This is a genomic window from Steroidobacter sp. (genome assembly GCF_036402275.1).
GTDB lineage: Bacteria > Pseudomonadota > Gammaproteobacteria > Steroidobacterales > Steroidobacteraceae > Steroidobacter.
Genome location: NZ_DASWTF010000047.1, coordinates 19,226 through 38,556 on the forward strand (window position 1 = coordinate 19,226; position 19,331 = coordinate 38,556).

15 protein-coding genes are annotated in these 19,331 nt (G+C 62.7%); 14 read left to right on the plus strand and 1 reads right to left on the minus strand.

The genetic code is table 11. The annotated features are described in order from the left end of the window. Positions 1 to 114 precede the first annotated feature (114 nt). Positions 115 to 2,970 (minus strand): excinuclease ABC subunit UvrA, encoded by a 2,856-nt coding sequence (uvrA, locus tag VGD45_RS26970; protein WP_331158492.1) that lies wholly within the window; start codon positions 2,968 to 2,970, stop codon positions 115 to 117. Positions 2,971 to 3,197: 227 nt separating this feature from the next. On the opposite strand from uvrA, the gene ssb reads away from it, so the two are divergent. The 14 genes from ssb to VGD45_RS27040 all read left to right on the plus strand — a co-directional run bounded on the left by ssb (position 3,198) and on the right by VGD45_RS27040 (position 19,299). Then, the gene (gene ssb, locus VGD45_RS26975) at positions 3,198 to 3,686 is read left to right on the plus strand and encodes a single-stranded DNA-binding protein (RefSeq protein ID WP_331158493.1); all 489 of its coding nucleotides are present in this window, start codon (positions 3,198 to 3,200) and stop codon (positions 3,684 to 3,686) included. A 217-nt stretch (positions 3,687 to 3,903) separates the two neighbouring features. Continuing rightward, a complete protein-coding gene (miaB, locus tag VGD45_RS26980) occupies positions 3,904 to 5,280 on the plus strand; it encodes a tRNA (N6-isopentenyl adenosine(37)-C2)-methylthiotransferase MiaB (RefSeq protein ID WP_331158494.1) in 1,377 nt (458 codons plus the stop codon). Between the two features lie 19 nt (positions 5,281 to 5,299). Then, a complete protein-coding gene (locus tag VGD45_RS26985) occupies positions 5,300 to 6,307 on the plus strand; it encodes a PhoH family protein (RefSeq protein WP_331158495.1) in 1,008 nt (335 codons plus the stop codon). 20 nt (positions 6,308 to 6,327) lie between these two features. Beyond that, entirely contained in the window at positions 6,328 to 6,798 is a 471-nt protein-coding gene (gene ybeY / locus VGD45_RS26990; protein WP_414717612.1) for an rRNA maturation RNase YbeY, read from the plus strand. Continuing rightward, positions 6,779 to 7,645, plus strand: a complete 867-nt coding sequence (locus tag VGD45_RS26995) for an HlyC/CorC family transporter (RefSeq protein ID WP_349263380.1) — start codon at positions 6,779 to 6,781, stop codon at positions 7,643 to 7,645. Before ybeY ends, VGD45_RS26995 begins: the two co-directional genes overlap by 20 nt. 25 nt (positions 7,646 to 7,670) lie before the next feature. Then, on the plus strand, positions 7,671 to 9,197 hold the full coding sequence (gene lnt / locus VGD45_RS27000) for an apolipoprotein N-acyltransferase (protein ID WP_331158497.1): 1,527 nt from the start codon (positions 7,671 to 7,673) through the stop codon (positions 9,195 to 9,197). Between the two features lie 47 nt (positions 9,198 to 9,244). Next, complete coding sequence (locus VGD45_RS27005; protein WP_331158498.1) at positions 9,245 to 9,892, plus strand: FMN-binding negative transcriptional regulator; 648 nt, start codon at positions 9,245 to 9,247, stop codon at positions 9,890 to 9,892. A 100-nt stretch (positions 9,893 to 9,992) separates the two neighbouring features. Beyond that, a complete protein-coding gene (locus VGD45_RS27010; RefSeq protein ID WP_331158499.1) occupies positions 9,993 to 10,775 on the plus strand; it encodes an undecaprenyl-diphosphate phosphatase in 783 nt (260 codons plus the stop codon). A gap of 10 nt (positions 10,776 to 10,785) precedes the next feature. Beyond that, positions 10,786 to 12,054 carry a dicarboxylate/amino acid:cation symporter gene (locus tag VGD45_RS27015; RefSeq protein WP_331158500.1) on the plus strand — a complete coding sequence of 423 codons (1,269 nt, stop codon included), beginning with the start codon at positions 10,786 to 10,788 and terminating at the stop codon, positions 12,052 to 12,054. 85 nt (positions 12,055 to 12,139) lie between these two features. Continuing rightward, positions 12,140 to 12,622 carry a hypothetical protein gene (locus VGD45_RS27020; protein ID WP_331158501.1) on the plus strand — a complete coding sequence of 161 codons (483 nt, stop codon included), beginning with the start codon at positions 12,140 to 12,142 and terminating at the stop codon, positions 12,620 to 12,622. A 125-nt stretch (positions 12,623 to 12,747) separates the two neighbouring features. Further along, positions 12,748 to 15,045, plus strand: coding sequence for a TonB-dependent receptor (locus VGD45_RS27025; RefSeq protein WP_331158502.1), 2,298 nt, complete (start codon positions 12,748 to 12,750; stop codon positions 15,043 to 15,045). After that, the gene (locus VGD45_RS27030; RefSeq protein WP_331158503.1) at positions 15,042 to 16,628 is read left to right on the plus strand and encodes a sialidase family protein; all 1,587 of its coding nucleotides are present in this window, start codon (positions 15,042 to 15,044) and stop codon (positions 16,626 to 16,628) included. The genes VGD45_RS27025 and VGD45_RS27030 overlap by 4 nt, the downstream gene beginning before the upstream one ends. A 123-nt stretch (positions 16,629 to 16,751) precedes the next feature. Then, a complete protein-coding gene (locus tag VGD45_RS27035) occupies positions 16,752 to 18,236 on the plus strand; it encodes a peptidoglycan recognition family protein (RefSeq protein WP_331158504.1) in 1,485 nt (494 codons plus the stop codon). A gap of 4 nt (positions 18,237 to 18,240) precedes the next feature. Beyond that, the gene (locus VGD45_RS27040; RefSeq protein WP_331158505.1) at positions 18,241 to 19,299 is read left to right on the plus strand and encodes a cell division protein FtsA; all 1,059 of its coding nucleotides are present in this window, start codon (positions 18,241 to 18,243) and stop codon (positions 19,297 to 19,299) included. Positions 19,300 to 19,331 lie beyond the last annotated feature (32 nt).

Below are 19,331 nucleotides of genomic sequence, written 5' to 3' on the forward strand. Positions count from 1 at the left end.
TTGGACCCGATGCGACCGAGAAGGCGGCCGGCTAGCGGCGGTATTAAGTCATAAAGCCGCTGGATCCGGTGTGAGGGATGTCACATGAGCCGTGGGGTCCCCAGGTGACGCGCATCACGCTCTTTTGCGCACCGCCTGCTGCTTCTTCTTGTCCAGGATGGGCTTCAGATACTTGCCCGTGTACGACCCCTTCACCTGAGTGATCTGCTCCGGCGTGCCCGTACCCACGATAGTGCCGCCACCGCCGCCGCCCTCGGGGCCGAGGTCGACGATCCAGTCGGCGGTCTTGATGACGTCGAGGTTGTGCTCGATGACCACGATGGTGTTGCCTTCGTCGCGCAGACGATGCAGCACGCCGAGCAACTGTTCGATGTCGAAGAAGTGCAGGCCGGTGGTGGGCTCGTCCAGAATGTAGAGCGTGCGGCCGGTGGAGCGCTTCGACAGTTCCTTTGCCAGCTTGACGCGCTGAGCTTCGCCGCCCGACAACGTGGTGGCGTTCTGGCCGAGGCGGATATAAGAGAGGCCGACGTCCATCAAGGTCTGCAGCTTCGGTGCGATCACCGGCGCATGGCGGAAGAACTCCAGCGCGTCTTCGACCGTCATCTCCAGCACTTCGTTGATGTTCTTGCCCTTGTAGCGGATCTCCAGCGTCTCGCGGTTGTAGCGTTTGCCTTTGCAAACGTCGCACGGCACGTACACGTCGGGCAGGAAGTGCATCTCGACTTTGATGACGCCGTCGCCCTGGCACGCCTCGCAGCGGCCGCCTTTGACGTTGAAGCTGAAGCGCCCGGCTTCATAGCCGCGGGCGCGCGCTTCGGGCACGCCGGCGAAGATGTCACGGATAGGAGTGAACAATCCGGTGTAGGTGGCCGGATTGGAGCGAGGCGTGCGGCCGATGGGGCTTTGATCGATGTCGATGACGCGATCGATATTGTCCAACCCCTCGACGCCGTCGCTCGGCGCCGGATCGGTGGAAGCATCGTTCAGCTGGCGCGCGACGAATTGATACAGCGTGTCGTTCACCAACGTGGACTTGCCCGAGCCGGACACGCCCGTCACGCAGGTCATCACGCCAAGTGGAATGTCGACTGTCACGCCTTTCAAGTTATTGCCGCGCGCGTTCAGGATCCGCAGATATCGGTCTTCCTGCACGGGCGTGCGCAGAGCCGGAATGGCGATCTCACGTTTGCCCGAGAGATATTGACCAGTGATCGAATCCGCGTTCGCCGCGATTTCCGCCGGCGTGCCCTGTGCGATGACCAGGCCACCGTGCACACCCGCACCCGGTCCGAGGTCCACGACATGATCCGCGTGGCGAATCGCATCTTCGTCGTGTTCGACGACGAGCACGGTGTTGCCCAGGTCGCGCAAACGATTCAGCGTCAGCAGCAAGCGATCGTTATCGCGCTGGTGCAAACCAATGGAAGGCTCGTCGAGAATGTACATACAGCCGACCAGCCCCGAGCCGATCTGACTCGCCAGACGAATGCGCTGCGCTTCGCCGCCTGACAACGTGTCGGCGCTGCGATCCAAGGTGAGATAGTCGAGGCCGACGTCGCTGAGGAATCGCAGCCGCTCGCCGATTTCCTTGATGATTTTGCCCGCGATCTCGCCGCGCCAGCCTTCCAGCTTCAGGTCCGAACTGAAGTTCAATGCATCCGCGACCGCCAAGCGAGCGAGCTCCGGCAAGCTGCGCTCGGCGACGAACACGTGGCGCGCGGCCCGATTCAGGCGCGTGCCGCCGCAGTCGGGGCAGGGCTGATTGCTGAGATATTTGGCCAGCTCCTCACGAACGGCGACCGACTCGGTCTCGCGATACCGCCGCTCGAGGTTGGGGATCACGCCTTCCCACTTGTGAGAACGACGCAGCGTGCCGCCATTGGCGTTGACATATTTGAAGTCGATCTTGTCTTCGCCGCTGCCGTAGAGCACGACCTTCTTGAACTTCGCCGACAGGTCCTGCCACTGCTCTTCGACATCGAACTTGTAGTGCCTGGCCAGCGACTGCATCAGCGCGAAGTAATAAGCGTTGCGCCGGTCCCAGCCGCGAATCGCGCCACCTGCCAATGAGAGATTCGGATGGTGAACGACGCGCGCCGGATCGAAGAACTGTTGCACGCCCAGGCCGGAGCAAGTGGGGCACGCGCCCGCCGGGTTGTTGAAGGAAAACAGCTTCGGCTCCAGGTCGGCGATGCTGTAACCGCAGACCGTGCAAGCGAACTTGTCGGAGAACACCAGCTCTTCGCGCTTCGGGTCGTCCATGAAGGAAATGCGCGCGACACCGTCGGCCATGCGCAGAGCGGTTTCGAACGACTCCGCCAGGCGTTGCGCGACGTCGGATCGGACTTTCAGGCGGTCGACGACGGCGTCGATGCTATGTTTCTTTTTGGGGTCGAGCTTCGGCACCGCGTCCAGCTCGACCACATGACCGTCGACGCGAGCGCGCACGAAACCCTGGCCGCGCAGTTGCTCGAACACTTGCGCATGCTCGCCTTTACGCTCATCGATCAATGGCGCGAGCAGCAGCACCGGAGTGCCTTCGGGCAGGCGCATTACTTGATCGACCATCTGACTCACGGTCTGCGCAGCGAGATCGACACCATGATCGGGACAACGCGGCGTGCCCACGCGCGCGAACAGCAGACGCAGGTGATCGTAAATCTCAGTGACCGTGCCCACGGTGGAGCGCGGGTTGTGCGAAGTGCTTTTCTGCTCGATCGCGATGGCCGGCGACAGACCTTCGATGGAATCGATGTCGGGTTTTTCCATCATCGACAGAAACTGCCGCGCATACGCCGACAGCGACTCGACATAGCGCCGCTGGCCTTCGGCATAGATGGTGTCGAACGCGAGCGACGACTTGCCGGAGCCCGACAGCCCGGTGAAAACGATCAACTTGTCCCGCGGCAGCTCGAGATCGAGGTTGCGCAGGTTGTGAGTGCGGGCGCCGCGGATGACGATGGAAGGCATGGCTACCGTACGTGGCGTCGAAACAGGACCGTTCAATATACGGGGCCGGGGACATTCGGCGCAAAACCTGGTCAGGATGCGGCAGGGAATAGGCTCGCCCGGCCAAGCATGAATTGGCCCGCGCCGGGGCTTCGAATAACTGGCGGTTAGGGGTCCCAAAATGCTCTGCGAGGCTCGCGCGGCGAGATTACAATCGCCGCCTTCACTGAATTCGAGGTTCGCTAGTCATGGCGCGCGGTATCAATAAAGTCATTCTGGTGGGCAATCTGGGAGCGGATCCCGACACGCGCTACATGCCCAGCGGCAAGGCCGTGACCAACATACGCATCGCCACCTCCGAGTCCTGGAAGGACAAGCAGAGCGGCGACATGCAGGAGCGCACCGAATGGCACTCCATCGTCATGTACGACAAGCTGGGCGAAATCGCGGCTGAATACCTGCGCAAAGGCTCGCAGGTGTACATCGAAGGCTCGCTGCGCACCCGTAAGTGGCAGGACAAGGAAGGCAAGGACCGTTACACCACCGAGATCATCGCGCAAAACATGCAGATGCTCGGCGGCCGCGGCGGCGGCGGCGGTGGTGGTGGGGGCGGTGGCGGCTTCGGCGGCGACGACGAGCAGCCCCGTCGCGCCCCGTCCAGGCCCGCGCAGAGCGAGCGTTCCGCGCCCCCGCCGGCCGATGACGGCGGCGGCTTCGACGACGATATTCCGTTCTAATAGCCTCCAGCAGCGCCTGAACGGCGCTGGCCGCCACCGCCGGCATGCGACAGAAGCTGGCAGGTGGCGCGCCTCGACGGCGGTAGGCTCTTGAATCCGCGACGGATTGCCCCATTTACGGGCATCCGTTCGCAGCTCCGCCGGTGGAAAAGGCCGGGCGCGGACCTTATCCTTATTGGTCTCCAGCTACTGCGCGTTTGTCCGCCCTTTCCAACCAATGCCTCGCGTCTTTATCCGCACTTTCGGCTGCCAGATGAATGAGTACGACTCCGCCCGGATGGTGGACGTGCTGCGCGAGGCCGAAGGGTACGAAGTCACCGAAGATCCGGCGCAGGCCGACCTGCTGCTGCTGAACACCTGCTCGGTGCGCGAAAAGGCGCAGGAGAAGGTGTTCTCCCAGCTTGGCGGCTGGAAGCAGCTGAAAAAGGCCAATCCCGGCCTGCTGATCGGCGTGGGCGGCTGCGTGGCCAGTCAGGAAGGCGACGGCATCACCAAGCGCGCGCCTCATGTCGACCTGGTGTTCGGTCCGCAGACCCTGCATCGCCTGCCCGACATGATCCGCGAGATCCGCTCGGCAGGCCGCTCGGTTGTAGATGTGAGCTTCCCTGAGATCGAGAAGTTCGACAATCTGCCGGCGCCGCGCGCCGATGGCGCGACCGCGTTCGTCTCCATCATGGAAGGCTGCAGCAAGTACTGCACCTTCTGCGTGGTGCCTTACACCCGCGGTGAAGAAGTCAGCCGTCCGTTCGAGTCCGTCATGGACGAGATTCGCGCGCTGGCCGATCAGGGTGTGAAGGAAATCAATCTGCTGGGCCAGAACGTCAACGCCTATAACGGGCCGATGGACGATGGAACGCCTTGCGATCTCGGCACGTTGATTTATTGCGTGGCGGAGGTGCCCGGCATCGAGCGCATTCGCTTCACGACGTCACATCCGGTCGAGTTCAAGGACTCGCTGATCGAGGCTTATCGCGACGTGCCGCAGCTCGCGAATTATCTGCATCTGCCCGTGCAGGCCGGCTCGGACCGGATCCTCATGGCCATGAAGCGCGGCTACACGGCTCTCGAATACAAACAAAAGATCCGCAAGCTGCGAGCGGTGCGGCCAGACATCAGCATTTCGTCGGATTTCATCGTCGGCTTCCCGGGCGAGACCGACAAAGATTTCGAAGCGACCATGAACCTGATCGCGGACGTGGGCTTCGACCAGTCGTTCAGCTTCATTTACAGCCGTCGCCCCGGTACCCCGGCGGCGTCGCTGCCGGACGATGTCACTCAGGAAGAGAAACATCAGCGGCTGGAGATCCTGCAGGCGCGCATCAATCAGCAAGCCATGGCGATCAGTCGTGGCATGGTCGGCACGGTGCAGCGCGTGCTCGTCGAGCGGCCCGCGAAGAAAGACGCGCGGCAACTCGCCGGCAAGACCGAGAACATGCGCTGGGTCAATTTCGACGGCCCGCACACGCTCATCAATCAGTTCGCGGATGTGTTGATCACCGAGGCCATGCCCAATTCGTTGCGTGGCCGCCTGGTCGGCGCGGGCGAAACCTCTTCCATCCCGGCCGCGGCGGAGCTCGCCGTGGCTGCCCAATGAGCTCGCGCGTGGCACGGCATTGAACGCATCCTTAGCAACGCGCGAGCTCGCGTTCGAGCCAGTGGACAACGCCCGGCTCGCCAATTTCGTCGGTCCCATGGACGAGAACCTGCGACACGTCGAGCAGCGGCTCAACGTGCAGGTGCACCGTCGTGGCGGCCGTCTGGAAGTGTCCGGCATCGCGGCCGCGGCCAACGCAGCCGAGCGCGTGCTGCGACGTTTGTTCGAACTGTCGTCACAAGAAGCAATCACACCGGAACGTGTGCACTTAGCCGTGCAGGAGGCAGGGATGGAAGAACCAACGGCGCCAGTTTTGGTCGCGCCCCGTCCGTCGGACGAGGTGACGATCCACACCCAACGCGGCGGCATCCGCGGGCGGGGTCCGAATCAACGACAGTATCTGCACAACATCCACACCAACGATCTGACCTTCGGAATCGGGCCGGCGGGCACGGGCAAGACGTATCTTGCCGTCGCCTGCGCGGTCGAGGCGCTGCAGACGGATCGTGTCCGCCGCATCGTGCTGGTGCGGCCGGCGGTGGAAGCGGGCGAGCGCCTGGGCTTCCTGCCGGGCGACATCGGCCAGAAAGTGGATCCGTATCTGCGGCCCATGTACGACGCGCTGTACGACATGATGGGGTTCGACCGCGTGGCGCGCGCCATCGAGCGGCAGGTGATCGAGATCGCGCCGCTCGCGTTCATGCGCGGCCGTTCTCTTAACGACTCCTTCATCATTCTCGACGAAGCTCAGAATACTTCCGTCGAGCAGATGAAAATGTTTCTGACGCGTATGGGTTTCGGCTCCAAGGCCGTGGTGACCGGCGATATCACGCAGACCGACCTGCCCAAGCAGCAGATGTCGGGCCTGAAGCACGTGATGAACGTGTTGCCGGGCGTGGACGGCGTGGCGTTCAGTTATTTCAGTTCGCGTGACGTCGTCAGGCATCCGCTGGTGCAGCGGATCGTGCAGGCGTACGAACAGAAATCGACCGCGCCGCCCGACCGACCTGGAGGCGATGGAGCTTGAAATTGGCCGTGACCGTGCAAATGGCAAGTTCGCGTCGCGGCGTACCGCATGCCCGAAGTCTGAATCGGTGGGCGCAGGCCGCCTGCGCCCATCATGCCCCGCGGGGCGAGGGTGAGCTCGCGCTGACGATTCGCATCGTCGGCGCCGCGGAGAGCCGCCGCCTCAACCGCACCTGGCGCAGCAAAGACAAACCCACCAACGTCCTGTCGTTCCCCGCCGCGCCGCTGGCGCCGGGCGACAAGGGCGTGCCATCTCGATTTTCCACGAACCGATTTTCAGAGCTCGGCGATCTCGCCATCTGCGCACCTGTGGTGGCGCGCGAAGCGCGGGAGCAGGCCAAGCCGGCGCAGGCGCACTGGGCGCACATGGTGGTCCACGGCGTTCTGCACTTGTTGGGCTTCGATCACGAAAACGATCGGGACGCCAGCGTGATGGAAGCCCGTGAAGTGAAAATTCTGGCGCAACTTGGATATGACAACCCGTATGCCTGAAGAGCACAGTCATCACGCTGGTAGCTGGCTGCGAAGGATCACCGGCTCGCTGAGCGGCGAGCCTCGCGATCTGGAAGATCTGAACGAAGTGCTGGGGCAGGCGCGCGAGCGGGGCATCATCGATCCGGACGCGCATGCGATGTTCGAAGGCGTGCTGCGCGTGGTCGAACTGCAGGTGCGCGACATCATGGTGCCGCGCTCGCAGATGATCATCGTCAATCGCGACGACCCGCCGGAAGAAATATTGCCCATGGTGGTGGAATCCGGTCACTCCCGCTATCCGGTCATCGGCGACGATCGCGACCAGATCGTCGGCGTGCTGCTCGCCAAGGACCTGCTGCGTTACTTCGCCGAAGGCACGCGCTCCAATTTCGATATCAAGGAATGCCTGCGTCCGGCGGTGTTCATTCCCGAGAGCAAGCGGCTCAACGTGCTGCTGAAAGAATTCCGCGTCAGCCATCATCACATGGCCATCGTCGTCGACGAATACGGCGGCGTGTCGGGCCTGGTGACCATCGAGGACGTGCTGGAGCAGATCGTCGGCGACATCGGCGACGAGTACGACACCGACGACGACCTGGACATCCGCAAGGAAGGCGAGCGGCAGTTCACGGTGAAGGCGCAGACCCGCATCGACGAGTTCAACAACTACTTCGGCTGCGATTTCAGCGACGAGGAGTTCGACACCATCGGCGGCCTGGCGATCAGCAGCCTGGGCCGGCTGCCCCGGCGCGGTGAATCTTTTTCGCTGGGCGGGCTCGAATTCAAGGTACTGCGCGCCGATCGCCGCCGGCTGGACCTGCTGCGCGTGATCACGCCGCGCGACATCGAGCCCAACGAAGATTAACAATAGTCAGGGACAATCGGCGGCCATGCCGCTGCTCGAAAAGGATCACGCCGTGAGCGTGCGCGCCTTCAAGTACTACACGCATCTGGCTTTGCCGGTCGGCGCCACGGTCTCGCTGGCGTTCGCGCCATTCAATTTCTGGCCGCTCGGCATCGTCTGCTTCGCCTTTTTGTTTCTTGCGTGGGAAGACGCCACCCCGCACCAGGCTGCCAAACGGGGTTTCCTGTTTACATCCGGCACCTACCTGGCTGGAACGTACTGGCTGTACAACAGCATTCACACCATCGCGCATGCGCCGATCTGGCTCACGTTGTTCGTAATGCTGGCGCTGGTCGCCATCATGGGCGGGTACATGGCGTTGCTTGCGTACGTGCTGAAGCGCTGGATTCCCGCGCAGGGCTGGATGCGCTGGCTGCTGGTGCTGCCAGCCGCCATCGTCATCCTCGAATGGTTTCGCGGCTGGTTCCTCAGCGGCTTCCCGTGGCTCGCTCTGGGCTACACACAAACCGACACCTGGCTGGCAGGCTTCGCGCCTGTTGGCGGCGTCTACACCGTCAGTCTGGCGGTGACATTGTGTGCCGGCGCCGTGACGGCGCTCGTGCTCGGCGACAGGAAAGTGCGAATCGCCGCGGGCAGCGTCATTGCCGTGATCTGGCTCGTGGGGCTGGGCTTGCACGACAGGGAATGGACGCGGCCGAACGGCGCGCCTGTGAGCGTCGCCATCGTCCAAGGCGCCGTGCCGCAGTCAATGAAGTGGGAAGCCGAGCAGCGCGACAAGACCGTCGCGTTATATAGCGGGCTCACGCGACAGCATTTGGGCAGCAAGCTGATCATCTGGCCCGAAGCGGCTCTGCCTGGCCTGTCTCACGAATTCACCGATGTTTTGAGCCGGGAGTGGACCGCGGCACATGCGGCCGGCTCGGCGCTGCTCATGGGCATCGTGCGCTATGACTTCGACGAGCAGGTGTACTTCAACGCCGTGCTCGCTCTGGACAAGGAACCGCAGTGGTATGCGAAGCGCCGCCTCGTGCCGCTGAGCGAATATTTCCCGCCGGTGCCGCAGTGGGTTTCCGATTGGCTGCGGCAAATGGACCTGCCGTACAGCGGCTTCAGGGCCGGCGTCGACAACCCGGATCCGCTGGATGCCGCGGGCCAGAAGCTCGCGCTGACGATTTGTTACGAGGACGCGTATGCCTCGGAGCAATTGGAAGTGTTGAAGACCGCGACTCTGCTGGTGAATGTGACCAACGACGCGTGGTTCGGCGATTCCACCGCCGCGCATCAGCATCTGCAGATCAGCCGTATGCGGGCGCTCGAAGCCGGCAGGCAGTTGCTGCGCGCTGCGAACGACGGCATCTCCGCCATCATCAGCTCCAACGGTTACGTGGAGAAAACTTTTCCGCGCTTCAAGCCGGGCGTGCTGACCGGAGACGTGCAGCCTCGCGTCGGACTGACTCCGTATGCAAAGGTCGGCAACTGGCCGGTCATCATCGTGAGCTTTCTCCTGCTGGTGGCGGGTTTGTGGCCGCTGCTCGCGCGCCGACGCACCTGATACGTTTATAGCTGGCGCATCGTGCGCGGCCCGTATACAACGTTCGTATGAGTGCCAGGATCGATCGTTTCGCGGCGCGTTCCGACGCCGATTTGTTACGGCTCGTGCAAAGCCAGCCGTTGGCTTGGGTGATCTCCGGTTCCGCCGCCGAGGACAACTTTCGCGCGACCTTGTTGCCCATTCTGGTCGAGACCGGCGCGGACGGACGCATCGAGCGGCTGGTCGGTCATTTCGCGCGTTCCAACGACCAATTCAAACTGCTGATGCAGAATCCCAAGGCGGTGATGCTGGTGCTGGGCACGAACGGTTACATCTCGCCGTCGTGGATGCACGACAAGACCCAGGCGCCCACCTGGAACTACGCCAGCGCTCAGTTCTTCGTCGACGTGGAATTCTTCGAGCAGCCCGAGGCCATCGAGGCGCACCTGCGTCAGTTGGTGAATACAATGGAAGGGCAGGCGTCGCGTGAGTCCGACACGTCCGCATGGAAGGTCGACGACATGGGCTCGCGCTACGCATCGTTGTCCCGCGGCGTCATCGGCTTTCGCGCGAAAGTCCGTAACGTCCGCGCCAAATTCAAGCTGGGTCAGGATGAACGTGACGACGTGTTTCGCGACATCATGGCCGGGCTGAGCCACGGCGGCAGCGCGGAGCTGCGGACCTGGATGAGCGATTTCAATCCGGGCCGCGGCTGAACCTGTCGCGCCCCGGTAACTAGACGCCTGCAAACCCTGTCCCCGACCGCGTCGCGCCAGTATCATTGGCCGATGTGCCTATGAATAGCGACGGGGACGAGTGGATAATTTTTTACAGGTCATCCTGCTGGGGATCATCGAAGGCATCACCGAATTCCTGCCCATTTCCAGCACCGGTCATTTGCTGATCGCGCAACATTGGCTGGGCCGGCGCTCGGACCTGTTCACGGTGGCCATTCAGGCCGGCGCGATCCTGGCGGTGGTGGTGATTTACTGGCGGCGGCTGTGGAATCTCAGTGTCAATTTTGCGCAGCCGGACAATCGCGACTATCTGTACAAGCTCACGTGGGCGTTCGCCATCACCGTGGCGGGCGGCTTCGCGGCCAAGGAAGTCGGGCTCGAGTTGCCGGAGACCGTCGCGCCGATTGCGTGGGCACTGATCGTCGGCGGCCTGGTGATTTTCGCGGTCGAAGCGTATGCAGAGCGTCAGCCACCACGCGAGATTTTGAGTTGGGGCGTGGCGACGTGGGTGGGCGCGGCGCAGATCCTGGCGGCGGTGTTTCCGGGCACGTCACGTTCGGCGGCCACCATTTTCGCGGCCATGCTCGCCGGCATGACGTCACGTCCGGCCGCGGCCGAGTTCGCGTTCCTAGTGGGTATTCCGACCATGTTCGCGGCCACCGCTTACGAATCGCTGAAGATGTATGAAGCCGGCTCGATGGCGCAGGAGAACTTCGGCGATCTGGCGCTGGGCTTCGTGGTCTCGGCCGTGGTCGCATTCATCGCGGTGAAGTGGCTGCTGCATTACATTCAAACGCATCGCTTCACCATCTTCGCCTGGTACCGGATCGCGCTGGGCATTCTGTTGCTGGTCGCCGTGTAGAGGACTGCCGATGCCGAATCGCCTCACTCGCTGGATCATTATCGGCCTGGTGCTCGGCATCGCGAGCGGCTACATCGCGTACGCCTATTTTCCAGAATCCAGCGCCGGTTTCGCCCAAGTCGCATCGCTACTGCCCACCGTGTTCCTGCGGCTGATCAAGATGATCATCGCGCCGCTGGTGTTCACCACGCTGGTGGTGGGCATCGCCAAGATGGGCGACATCGCCACAGTGGGGCGCGTCGGCGGCAAGGCGCTGGCGTGGTTCATCGGCGCGTCGCTGATCTCGCTGACCCTGGGCTTGATCCTGGTGCAGATCTTCGAGCCCGGCAAAGCCATGCAGCTGCCCATTCCCGAAGCGAATGCAGCTTCGGGCGTGACCACCGAGGGGCTGTCGCTCACCAACTTCATCGCGCATACCATCCCGACCAGCGTCGTCGACGCCATGGCGCGCAACGAGATTCTGCAGATCGTGGTGTTCTCGCTGTTCTTCGGCACCGCCATGGCGGCGCTCGGCCAGCGCAGCAAGGTCGTCATCGAGGTGTTCGACGTGATCGCGCACGTCATGCTGAAAGTCACCGGCTATGTGATGAACTTCGCGCCGTTCGCGGTCTTCGGCGCGCTCGCCAGCACGGTTGCGAAGGAAGGCCTGGGCATCATTCGCGTGTACGGCCTGTTCATGGGCGAGTTCTATTTCGCCCTGATGGTGTTGTGGATCGTGCTGATCGTTCTGGGCGGCTTGGTCATCGGTCCGCGCATCCTGCAGTTGGTGCGACGGATTCGCGAACCGGCGATTCTGGCGTTCTCCACGGCCAGCTCCGAAGCCGCGTATCCGAAGACGCTGGAAGAGCTGGAACGTTTCGGCTGCAGCAACCGCGTCGCCAGCTTCGTGCTGCCGGTGGGCTACTCGTTCAATCTCGACGGCTCGATGATGTACTGCACGTTCGCGGTGCTATTCATCGCGCAGGTGTATGGCATCGAGCTGAGCATCGCTCAGCAGATCGTGATGGTTGCGATTCTGATGCTCACATCCAAAGGCATTGCTGGCGTGCCGCGCGCTTCGCTGGTTGTGATCGCGGCGACGTTGCCGCAATTCAACATTCCCGAAGCCGGCATGCTGCTGCTGCTCGGCATCGATCACTTCCTGGACATGGGCCGTTCGGCCACCAACGTGGTCGGTAACAGCATCGCGACCGCGGTCGTTTCCAAGTGGGAAGGCGAGTTGCAAACGAACGGCAGCGGCGAGGCGATGGTTGCTTCCAGCGAAAGCCGCTTGAGCTGAGAGCCGGGCCGGCTGAGGGGCGGCGCCCTGGACAATTTGCCCTGGCCATTCTTTCCGGAATGGGCGTGCGGATCTGACTTTGGTGATGCCCGGCGGCGGCGCTTCGGGCATATACTGCCAACTCGCCGTCATGCGCCGCCATCACCTCAAACTGCTGAGCCTCTGGATTCTCCCGCTGCTGGTCATGCGGGCGCTGATTCCGGCCGGCTTCATGCTGTCGGTCGAGGCGGGGCGGCTGCAGTTCATGTTCTGCCCGTCGGGCGTCGTTCAGCCGCTCGGCGCGTCGATGTTCGAGCACCTGCAGGGCACAAAGCAGCAGGCGCACGCCGAACATCATCAGGGCATGCATCACGGCGGCGAAGCCGATCATGCGTCGTCCTCTCACGCGCAGGACAATGCCCCGTGTCCGTTCTCGCTGGTGGCTTCGGCCACTCCGGCCGCGATTGCTTATCTCACCGACGTCGTCGCGACGCCGCGTGACGAACGTTTTGAATTCCTATCCGCGCCGACCTTCCGAGTCGGCCCGATCCGCACCGACCCCATCCGCGGTCCGCCCAGTCTCTCCTGACATCTCATCAAGTGAGGGCACCCGGACCGGCAGGTTTCGCGGGCATTGCTGCTCCTCCTGACCGATCCGTGCCTCTGATGCCGTGACTGAGAAAGTCACGGCGGCGATGGTCATGGAGTCGATTCATGGACACCCGAACTTTTCTCGCGACGGCGGCAATGCTGACTGCCGGCGCGCCTGTCTGCGTCTGCGCGCAAGGCGTGGCGACAGACAAACTGATCGATGCAATAACAGTCACCGGCTTGCGCGAGCGGGCCGGTGTCGTCGATGTGCCCAACACCACGGCGTCGAAAACGGCCGAGCAGTTGCGCACGCAGAATCTTTTCAATCCCGAGGACGCGCTGAACTATCTGCCGAATGTCACGATTCGCAAACGTTACATTGGCGACCGCAACGCCCTGATCGGCGGCCGCAGCTTCTCCACGCTGCAGCCCGCCCGCGGGCTGGTTTTCATGGACGGCTATTTGCTGTCGAACTTTCTCGGTCGTTTCGACGCGCCCCGCTGGAACATGATCGCGCCGGAGGAGATCGAGCGTGTGGACGTGCTGTATGGGCCGTATTCCGCGACCTATCCCGGCAACTCCATCGGCACGACGGTCGCGATCCGCACGCGGCGGCCCGACGCTCTGACTATGAGTGTGCGGACCACGGCCTTCAGCGAGCGCTTCGACGAGTACGGTCTGAACGAAGAGTACGACGGCTACCAGGTGTCGGCGTTCTTGGGCGATCGTTTCGATAACGACGTGTGGTTCACGCTGGCGGCGAACCGACAGGACGCCACCGGTCATCCGATGCAGTACTACACGGTCTCGGCGAATGCAGCCGGCGTGTTTCCCACAGTGACAGGAGGACCGGCCACGCCTGTCACCGGCGTGCGATTCGATCGCGACCCGCAAGGTCGCCGCCGCGCTGTGTTCGGCGCCAACTCGGGCGCGATCGATCACACGATTCAAGATCAAGTGAAACTGCGCGGCGGCTACGCGATCACCGACTGGCTCGAAGCCGAGGGCTTCATTGCCCTGTGGCGCAATGACACCGTCAACGAGAACCGTACGTTCATGCGTGATGCGGACGGGAATGAAGTGTGGTCGGGACGCGTGATTGCAGACGGTGTGACTTTCAACGTGCCCGCGACCGCATTCTTGCCGAGCACGCGAGATGAAGAGCACCGGCAGTGGGGTACGACGTTGCGCACCACGCGCGCCGATGGTTGGAACGCGTCGCTGGTTTATTCGCAGTACGACATCCTGGAGGACACGCTCATCGAGGGCGAACGAGGTGGATCGATCGCCACCAACACCGAACGTGACGGCACGGGCTGGCAGACGTTCGAGGTGCAAGGGGTTTACACACCCGTTGCCGCCGATTGGACGGGCGGCCGACACACGCTCGCAATGGGTTTTCACCAGAACGAATATGAGCTGGACAATCCGGTCTACAACATCGGATCGGTGTCCAACGCCTTGCTGCCTCAGGATGTCTTCGGTCAGACGCGACTGCGGGCGTGGTATCTGCAGGACGAATGGCGACTCACCGATGCGTGGTCGCTAACACTGGGTGCGCGATACGAGGACTGGTCAGCGTTCAACGGCGGGCAACGCCTCGGCGCTGAACCGTCGCCGGATCGATGGAAGGATTATCCCGCGCGCAGTGACAGTGCCATCTCGCCAAAGGCTACATTGACGTATGTGCCAAACAGCGATTGGACCTTTCGTTTGAGCGTTGGACGCGGCGTGCGTTTTCCCACGGTTCCCGAATTGTTTCAGGGGACCACGTCCGCGGGCAGAATTTTCGTCAACGATCCGAATCTCGGAGCGGAGCGCTCCGACTCGGTCGACTTCACCGTCGAGCGCTGGCTCGAATGGGGCAAGTTGCGAGCGTCGCTGTTCCAGGACGACGTGCGCGACAGCATCTTCGGCCAGCTCGACCTGGTGCAGAACGTCAACACCGTACAGAACGTCGATCGTGTGCGGACTCGCGGGATCGAAACCGCGTTCAGCATCGCGCTGCCAGCGATCGAATCGGTGACGTTCGACGGCAGCCTCGCATATGCGCGCGCGAGAATTCTGGAGAACGATAATGTGCCCGCGTCGGTCGGAAAGATCTGGCCACGCGTGCCGAAATGGCGTGGCAATTTGCAAACCGTGTGGCGGCCGACGGATGCCTGGCTGGCCAGTCTCGGCGTTCGTTACTCGGGACGAATGTTCGGTCAACTCGATAACAGCGACATCAATCCTGACACTTACGGCGGCGTATCGCGGTTCACAATGCTGGATGCACGTGTTGCGTACACGACAGCGAACAACGTGGAGCTTGCGGTGGGCGTGGACAACGTTACCGACGAGCACGCGTACCAAATGCATCCTTATCCAGGTCGCACTGCCTTCGTGGAAGCGCGGTGGTCGTTCGAGGGCACACCATGATTTCAACATCCTGCATCTACGTGCGGCGCGCGCTGGCGATGTTTCTTTGTCTGGTGGTCGCGCAGTCTGTGCTCGCCATGAGTTCGCATGGTCGCGCGCTGGGTACGACGGCGGCGTTCGATCATCAGCAGCGTCTGTGGATCGTGCGCACGGAGCCGGTCGATAAGAACGCGCATGTGATCCTGCAGCGCTCGGATGACGATGGCGTTACTTGGCAGCCAGCGATTCGTGTCACATCGACGCCGGAGCCCGTATCGGCGGACGGCGAAAATCGTCCCAAGCTTGCGTTCGGACCGCGGAATGAGATCTATGTGACCTGGACGTCGCCGACCTCGGCGAAGTTCACAGGCGACATTCGCTTCGCGCGCTCGCTGGATGGCGGCAAGAGTTGGTCCGCGCCCAGCGTGGTCCATCGCGATCGCCAGGTGATCACGCATCGATTCGAGTCGATGCTGGTCGACAAGGCCGGTCGGGTGTGGGTGACATGGATCGACAAGCGCGATCTCGGCGTCGCTCAAGCAGCCCAGCGTGAGTACGCCGGCGCAGCGGTGTACTACGCGTATTCGGACGATCAGGGCGCGACATGGCGCGGCGATTACAAGCTCGCCGACCACAGTTGCGAGTGTTGTCGAATCGCCCTGGCGCTCGATGACAAAGGTCGCGCAACTGCGATGTGGCGGCATGTGTTCCCACCTAACGAACGTGATCATGCGCTCGCAGTCCTGCAGCCCGAAGGCAAGCAGGTAGTTGTGGAACGAGCGACGACCGATGGTTGGAAGATCGACGCCTGTCCGCATCACGGTCCTTCGCTCGCCATTACCCCGGACGGCACGCGTCACGCTGTGTGGTTCAATCAAGTGAATGGCGAAGGCCGCGCTTTCTATGGCCGGTTGACCGGCGCTCCACCCGAAGGAGTGCAAGCGTTGCCCGCGGCAGCCGTGCATGCGGACATCGCCGCACGAGGAAACATCGTCGGCATCGTCTGGAAACGTTTCGACGGAACCGCCACGCGTGTCGAATCGTGGCTTTCCAAGGACGGCGGTCGACATTTCACCGCCGGCCCGTCGTTGCAAACCCAAGGCGATTCGGATCAACCCCGGTTATTGAGCAGAGACTCGTTGATGCTGATCGTCTGGCGCACGGCCGAGGGTATGGCGGTGGCCAAGCTCGGGGACGGTGCGAGCGATGACGCGATCAAACCTTTCAGCCGCGACACTCTCAGCAAGATCGAACAACGGCACGCGGGCTCGGAGTTCTGGGTGGTGCTATGGGACCTGGAATGCGTCTATTGCATGAAGTCACTGACCAATCTCGCGGCCGTTCAGAAACAGCGACCCGCGCTCAAGGTCGTCACGATCTCGACGGATCCTATTGTCACAGCATCAGACATCCGTCAGCGGCTCGCGGATCTTGGCGTGCAGTCGGAAGCCTATGCGTTCTCCTCGGCCCCCGAGGAGGCGCTGCGCTACGCCATCGATCCGAAATGGATGGGGGAGAAGCCGCGCGCATACCGATATGCGGCCAACGGCTCGCGCACGCCCATGTCCGGAGTGCTCACCGCCAAGGAATTGGCGGGATCGTGAACTGCATCGTCAACGAGGTACTGGTTCAGCGGACATAATGCGACTGTAATCCCTGATTGCAACGCAGAATGTTCGCAGGCATAACGTGCATCCCATTGTTTTCGTTGGATGGATGACCAGTCCATGACGGCCGCGGCGCAAGGCTCGCCCACGGAGCGCTATCGGCGTGAGCGCCCGCCCGTGAGCCGTGAATGCGGCGATGAGCTGACCCGCATCACGGACGACATCGACGATCCAGTGGTGAAGCTGCGCTACCTGCAAAAGGCGCTGAACGGGGAGGGCGACAAGAGCGCCCTCGTGCAACTTGTGCCCATCCCTCCCGCCCGGCGGGCGTGGTACCGATTGAAAGGTTTGCAGGCCCTCGACGCCGTGGCCGACGCGGACGAGGTCGTAGCGGATCGCACGCTCGCGGCTCGCAAGACCGCGCGTCGTGTCGTCGTGGGGACGACGGCTGCGGCGTTGTTGTTCGTGCCGGTGCTCGTTGCTGTCATCGCTTGGCAGGTCAACAAGTGGACCAGCTCCGATCCCGAGCCGATGGCATCGTCCGTTGGCTCGTCGACGGAGGCCAACGCCACTGCGATCGCATCCACGACGGCGCCGCTGGTCGTGCCATCGACGCTGACTCCCGCGCCCGAAGCAGAAGCGCCAGTGAATCAGCCGCCCGTTGCCGAGACACTCGCGGCCGAGGATCTCGGCATCGTGCCGAGCATGCTGTGGCTCGCGGATCGCGGCCCAGGCTGGGAGTTGTATAGCAACGGTCTGCGCATCGAGACGGCTTACACGGTGAAGGGCACGCCGCGTAACTATAGGGTGCATTCGCGTAGCGGTCAGCTGCTGCCGACGAAACATTCGCGGCCCATGGGCATTCTGTTCCATACGTCGGAGAGCGATCTCTGGCCGCTCGAGCCCAGCTACGAGCAGGAATTACGCAAGGGCTCCGAAGCGCTGCTGCGTTTCGTGAAGCGCGAGCAGGCTTACAACTACATGATCGATCGTTTCGGTCGCGTGTATCGCATCGTCGATGACGATAGCCGCGCCAATCACGCCGGTCACGGCGTGTGGGCGCGAGGCGATGAGGTTTATCTGGATCTGAATTCGGCGTTCCTGGGCGTATCGTTCGAGTCGCGTTGGGAAGGCGGGCGCACGTTGCCCATCACGCGCGCACAGCTGATCGCGGGTCGCAATCTCACTCATTACTTGCGGCAACGGTTCGCGATTGCGCCGGAGATGTGCGTGACTCACGGCTTGGCGAGCATTTCGCCGAAGCGCGGGCTCATCGGTTATCACTTGGATTGGGCGCGCGGCTTTCCGTTCGAGGCATTCGGGTTGCCAGATCTGTATTCGCAACCGCTGCCGAGCGTGGCGCTGTTCGGTTTCAACTACGACAGCGAGTTCCTGCGCACCATGGGCGAGGAGCGCTGGCCCGGCTTGATCGCGGCCGAGCGGCAGCTGGCCGACGAGGCGCGCGACCGCGCGATCTCTCTGGATGATTTACGGCGCGAGCGTCAGGCGGAATATCGCCGCTGGCGCGCGGCTATTCCGACTCCAACTTCGGCAGAGCCCGAGTTGGAGACACCGGTTCCACAGACTGCAGACAAAAGAGGGTAACGCTATGGACGATCGTAACGACCACGGCTCGGAATCTTCGGGCTCCGGCAGCCACACGGGTCAGAGCCAGAGCGGGACCCGGACCCGCATCGGCCTCGACGTGGGCACCAGCAAGGTGGTCTCCGCGCGTGGCGACAACGTCTCGCCGCATACCGAAGCACAGCTCAACGCGTTCTTCGACGTGCCGTACTCGGCGTTGCACGAGCAAGGGTTGAAGGCGAATCGCACGCCGTTCTATCGCGAGGACGACCGGCTGATCGTCTATGGCGACGCTTCGGAAAAGTTCGCGCACATTTTCAACGCGAACGTGCGTCGGCCGATGGCGAAGGGCATTTTGAATCCCAGCGAGCCGATGGCCACGCATGTGTTGGAGACGGTGCTCAGCACGCTCGTGCCGGTGTCGCGCAATCCCGGTGAGCTGCTGGCCTTCTCCGTGCCGGCCGCAGCGACCGAGACAGGTCACGAGCTCACGTATCACGAAGAAACCATCAAGCGTTATCTGAAAGGCCGCGGTTACACGCCGCTCGCCGTCAACGAAGGTCTGGCGGTGGTCCTGGCCGAGCTCGCGAAGGAAGGCTTTACCGGTATCGGAATTTCGTGCGGCGGTGGCATGTGCAACGTCGCGATCTCGTACCTCTCGATTCCCTCGCTCACCATGAGCCTCGGACATGGCGGCGACTTCATCGACTCCTCGGTCGGTGCGGTGGTCAACGAGCCGGCCACTCGGGTCAAAGCGATCAAGGAAGAGACGCTGGATTTGACACGCGAGGGCGGCGACAAGATCGACAAGGCGTTGCACATCTACTACGACAAGCTGATCGAGTCGCTGGTGGAAGAGCTCGGCCGCGCTGTGCAAAAGACACAAAAACTGCCGCGCAACGATCAGCCCATGCCCATCGTGCTGGCCGGCGGCACCTCCAAGCCCAACGGCTTCCGGGATCGCTTCGAGAAGGCGCTGCGCCGCCGCTCGTGGCCGTTCCAGATCGGCGAGGTGCGCATGGCCAGCGATCCACTGACAGCCACGGCGCGCGGTGCGCTGGTCGCAGCCCTGGCGGAGAGATAATCGAACGGCCGCCGCTTGAACAAAGACCCAGT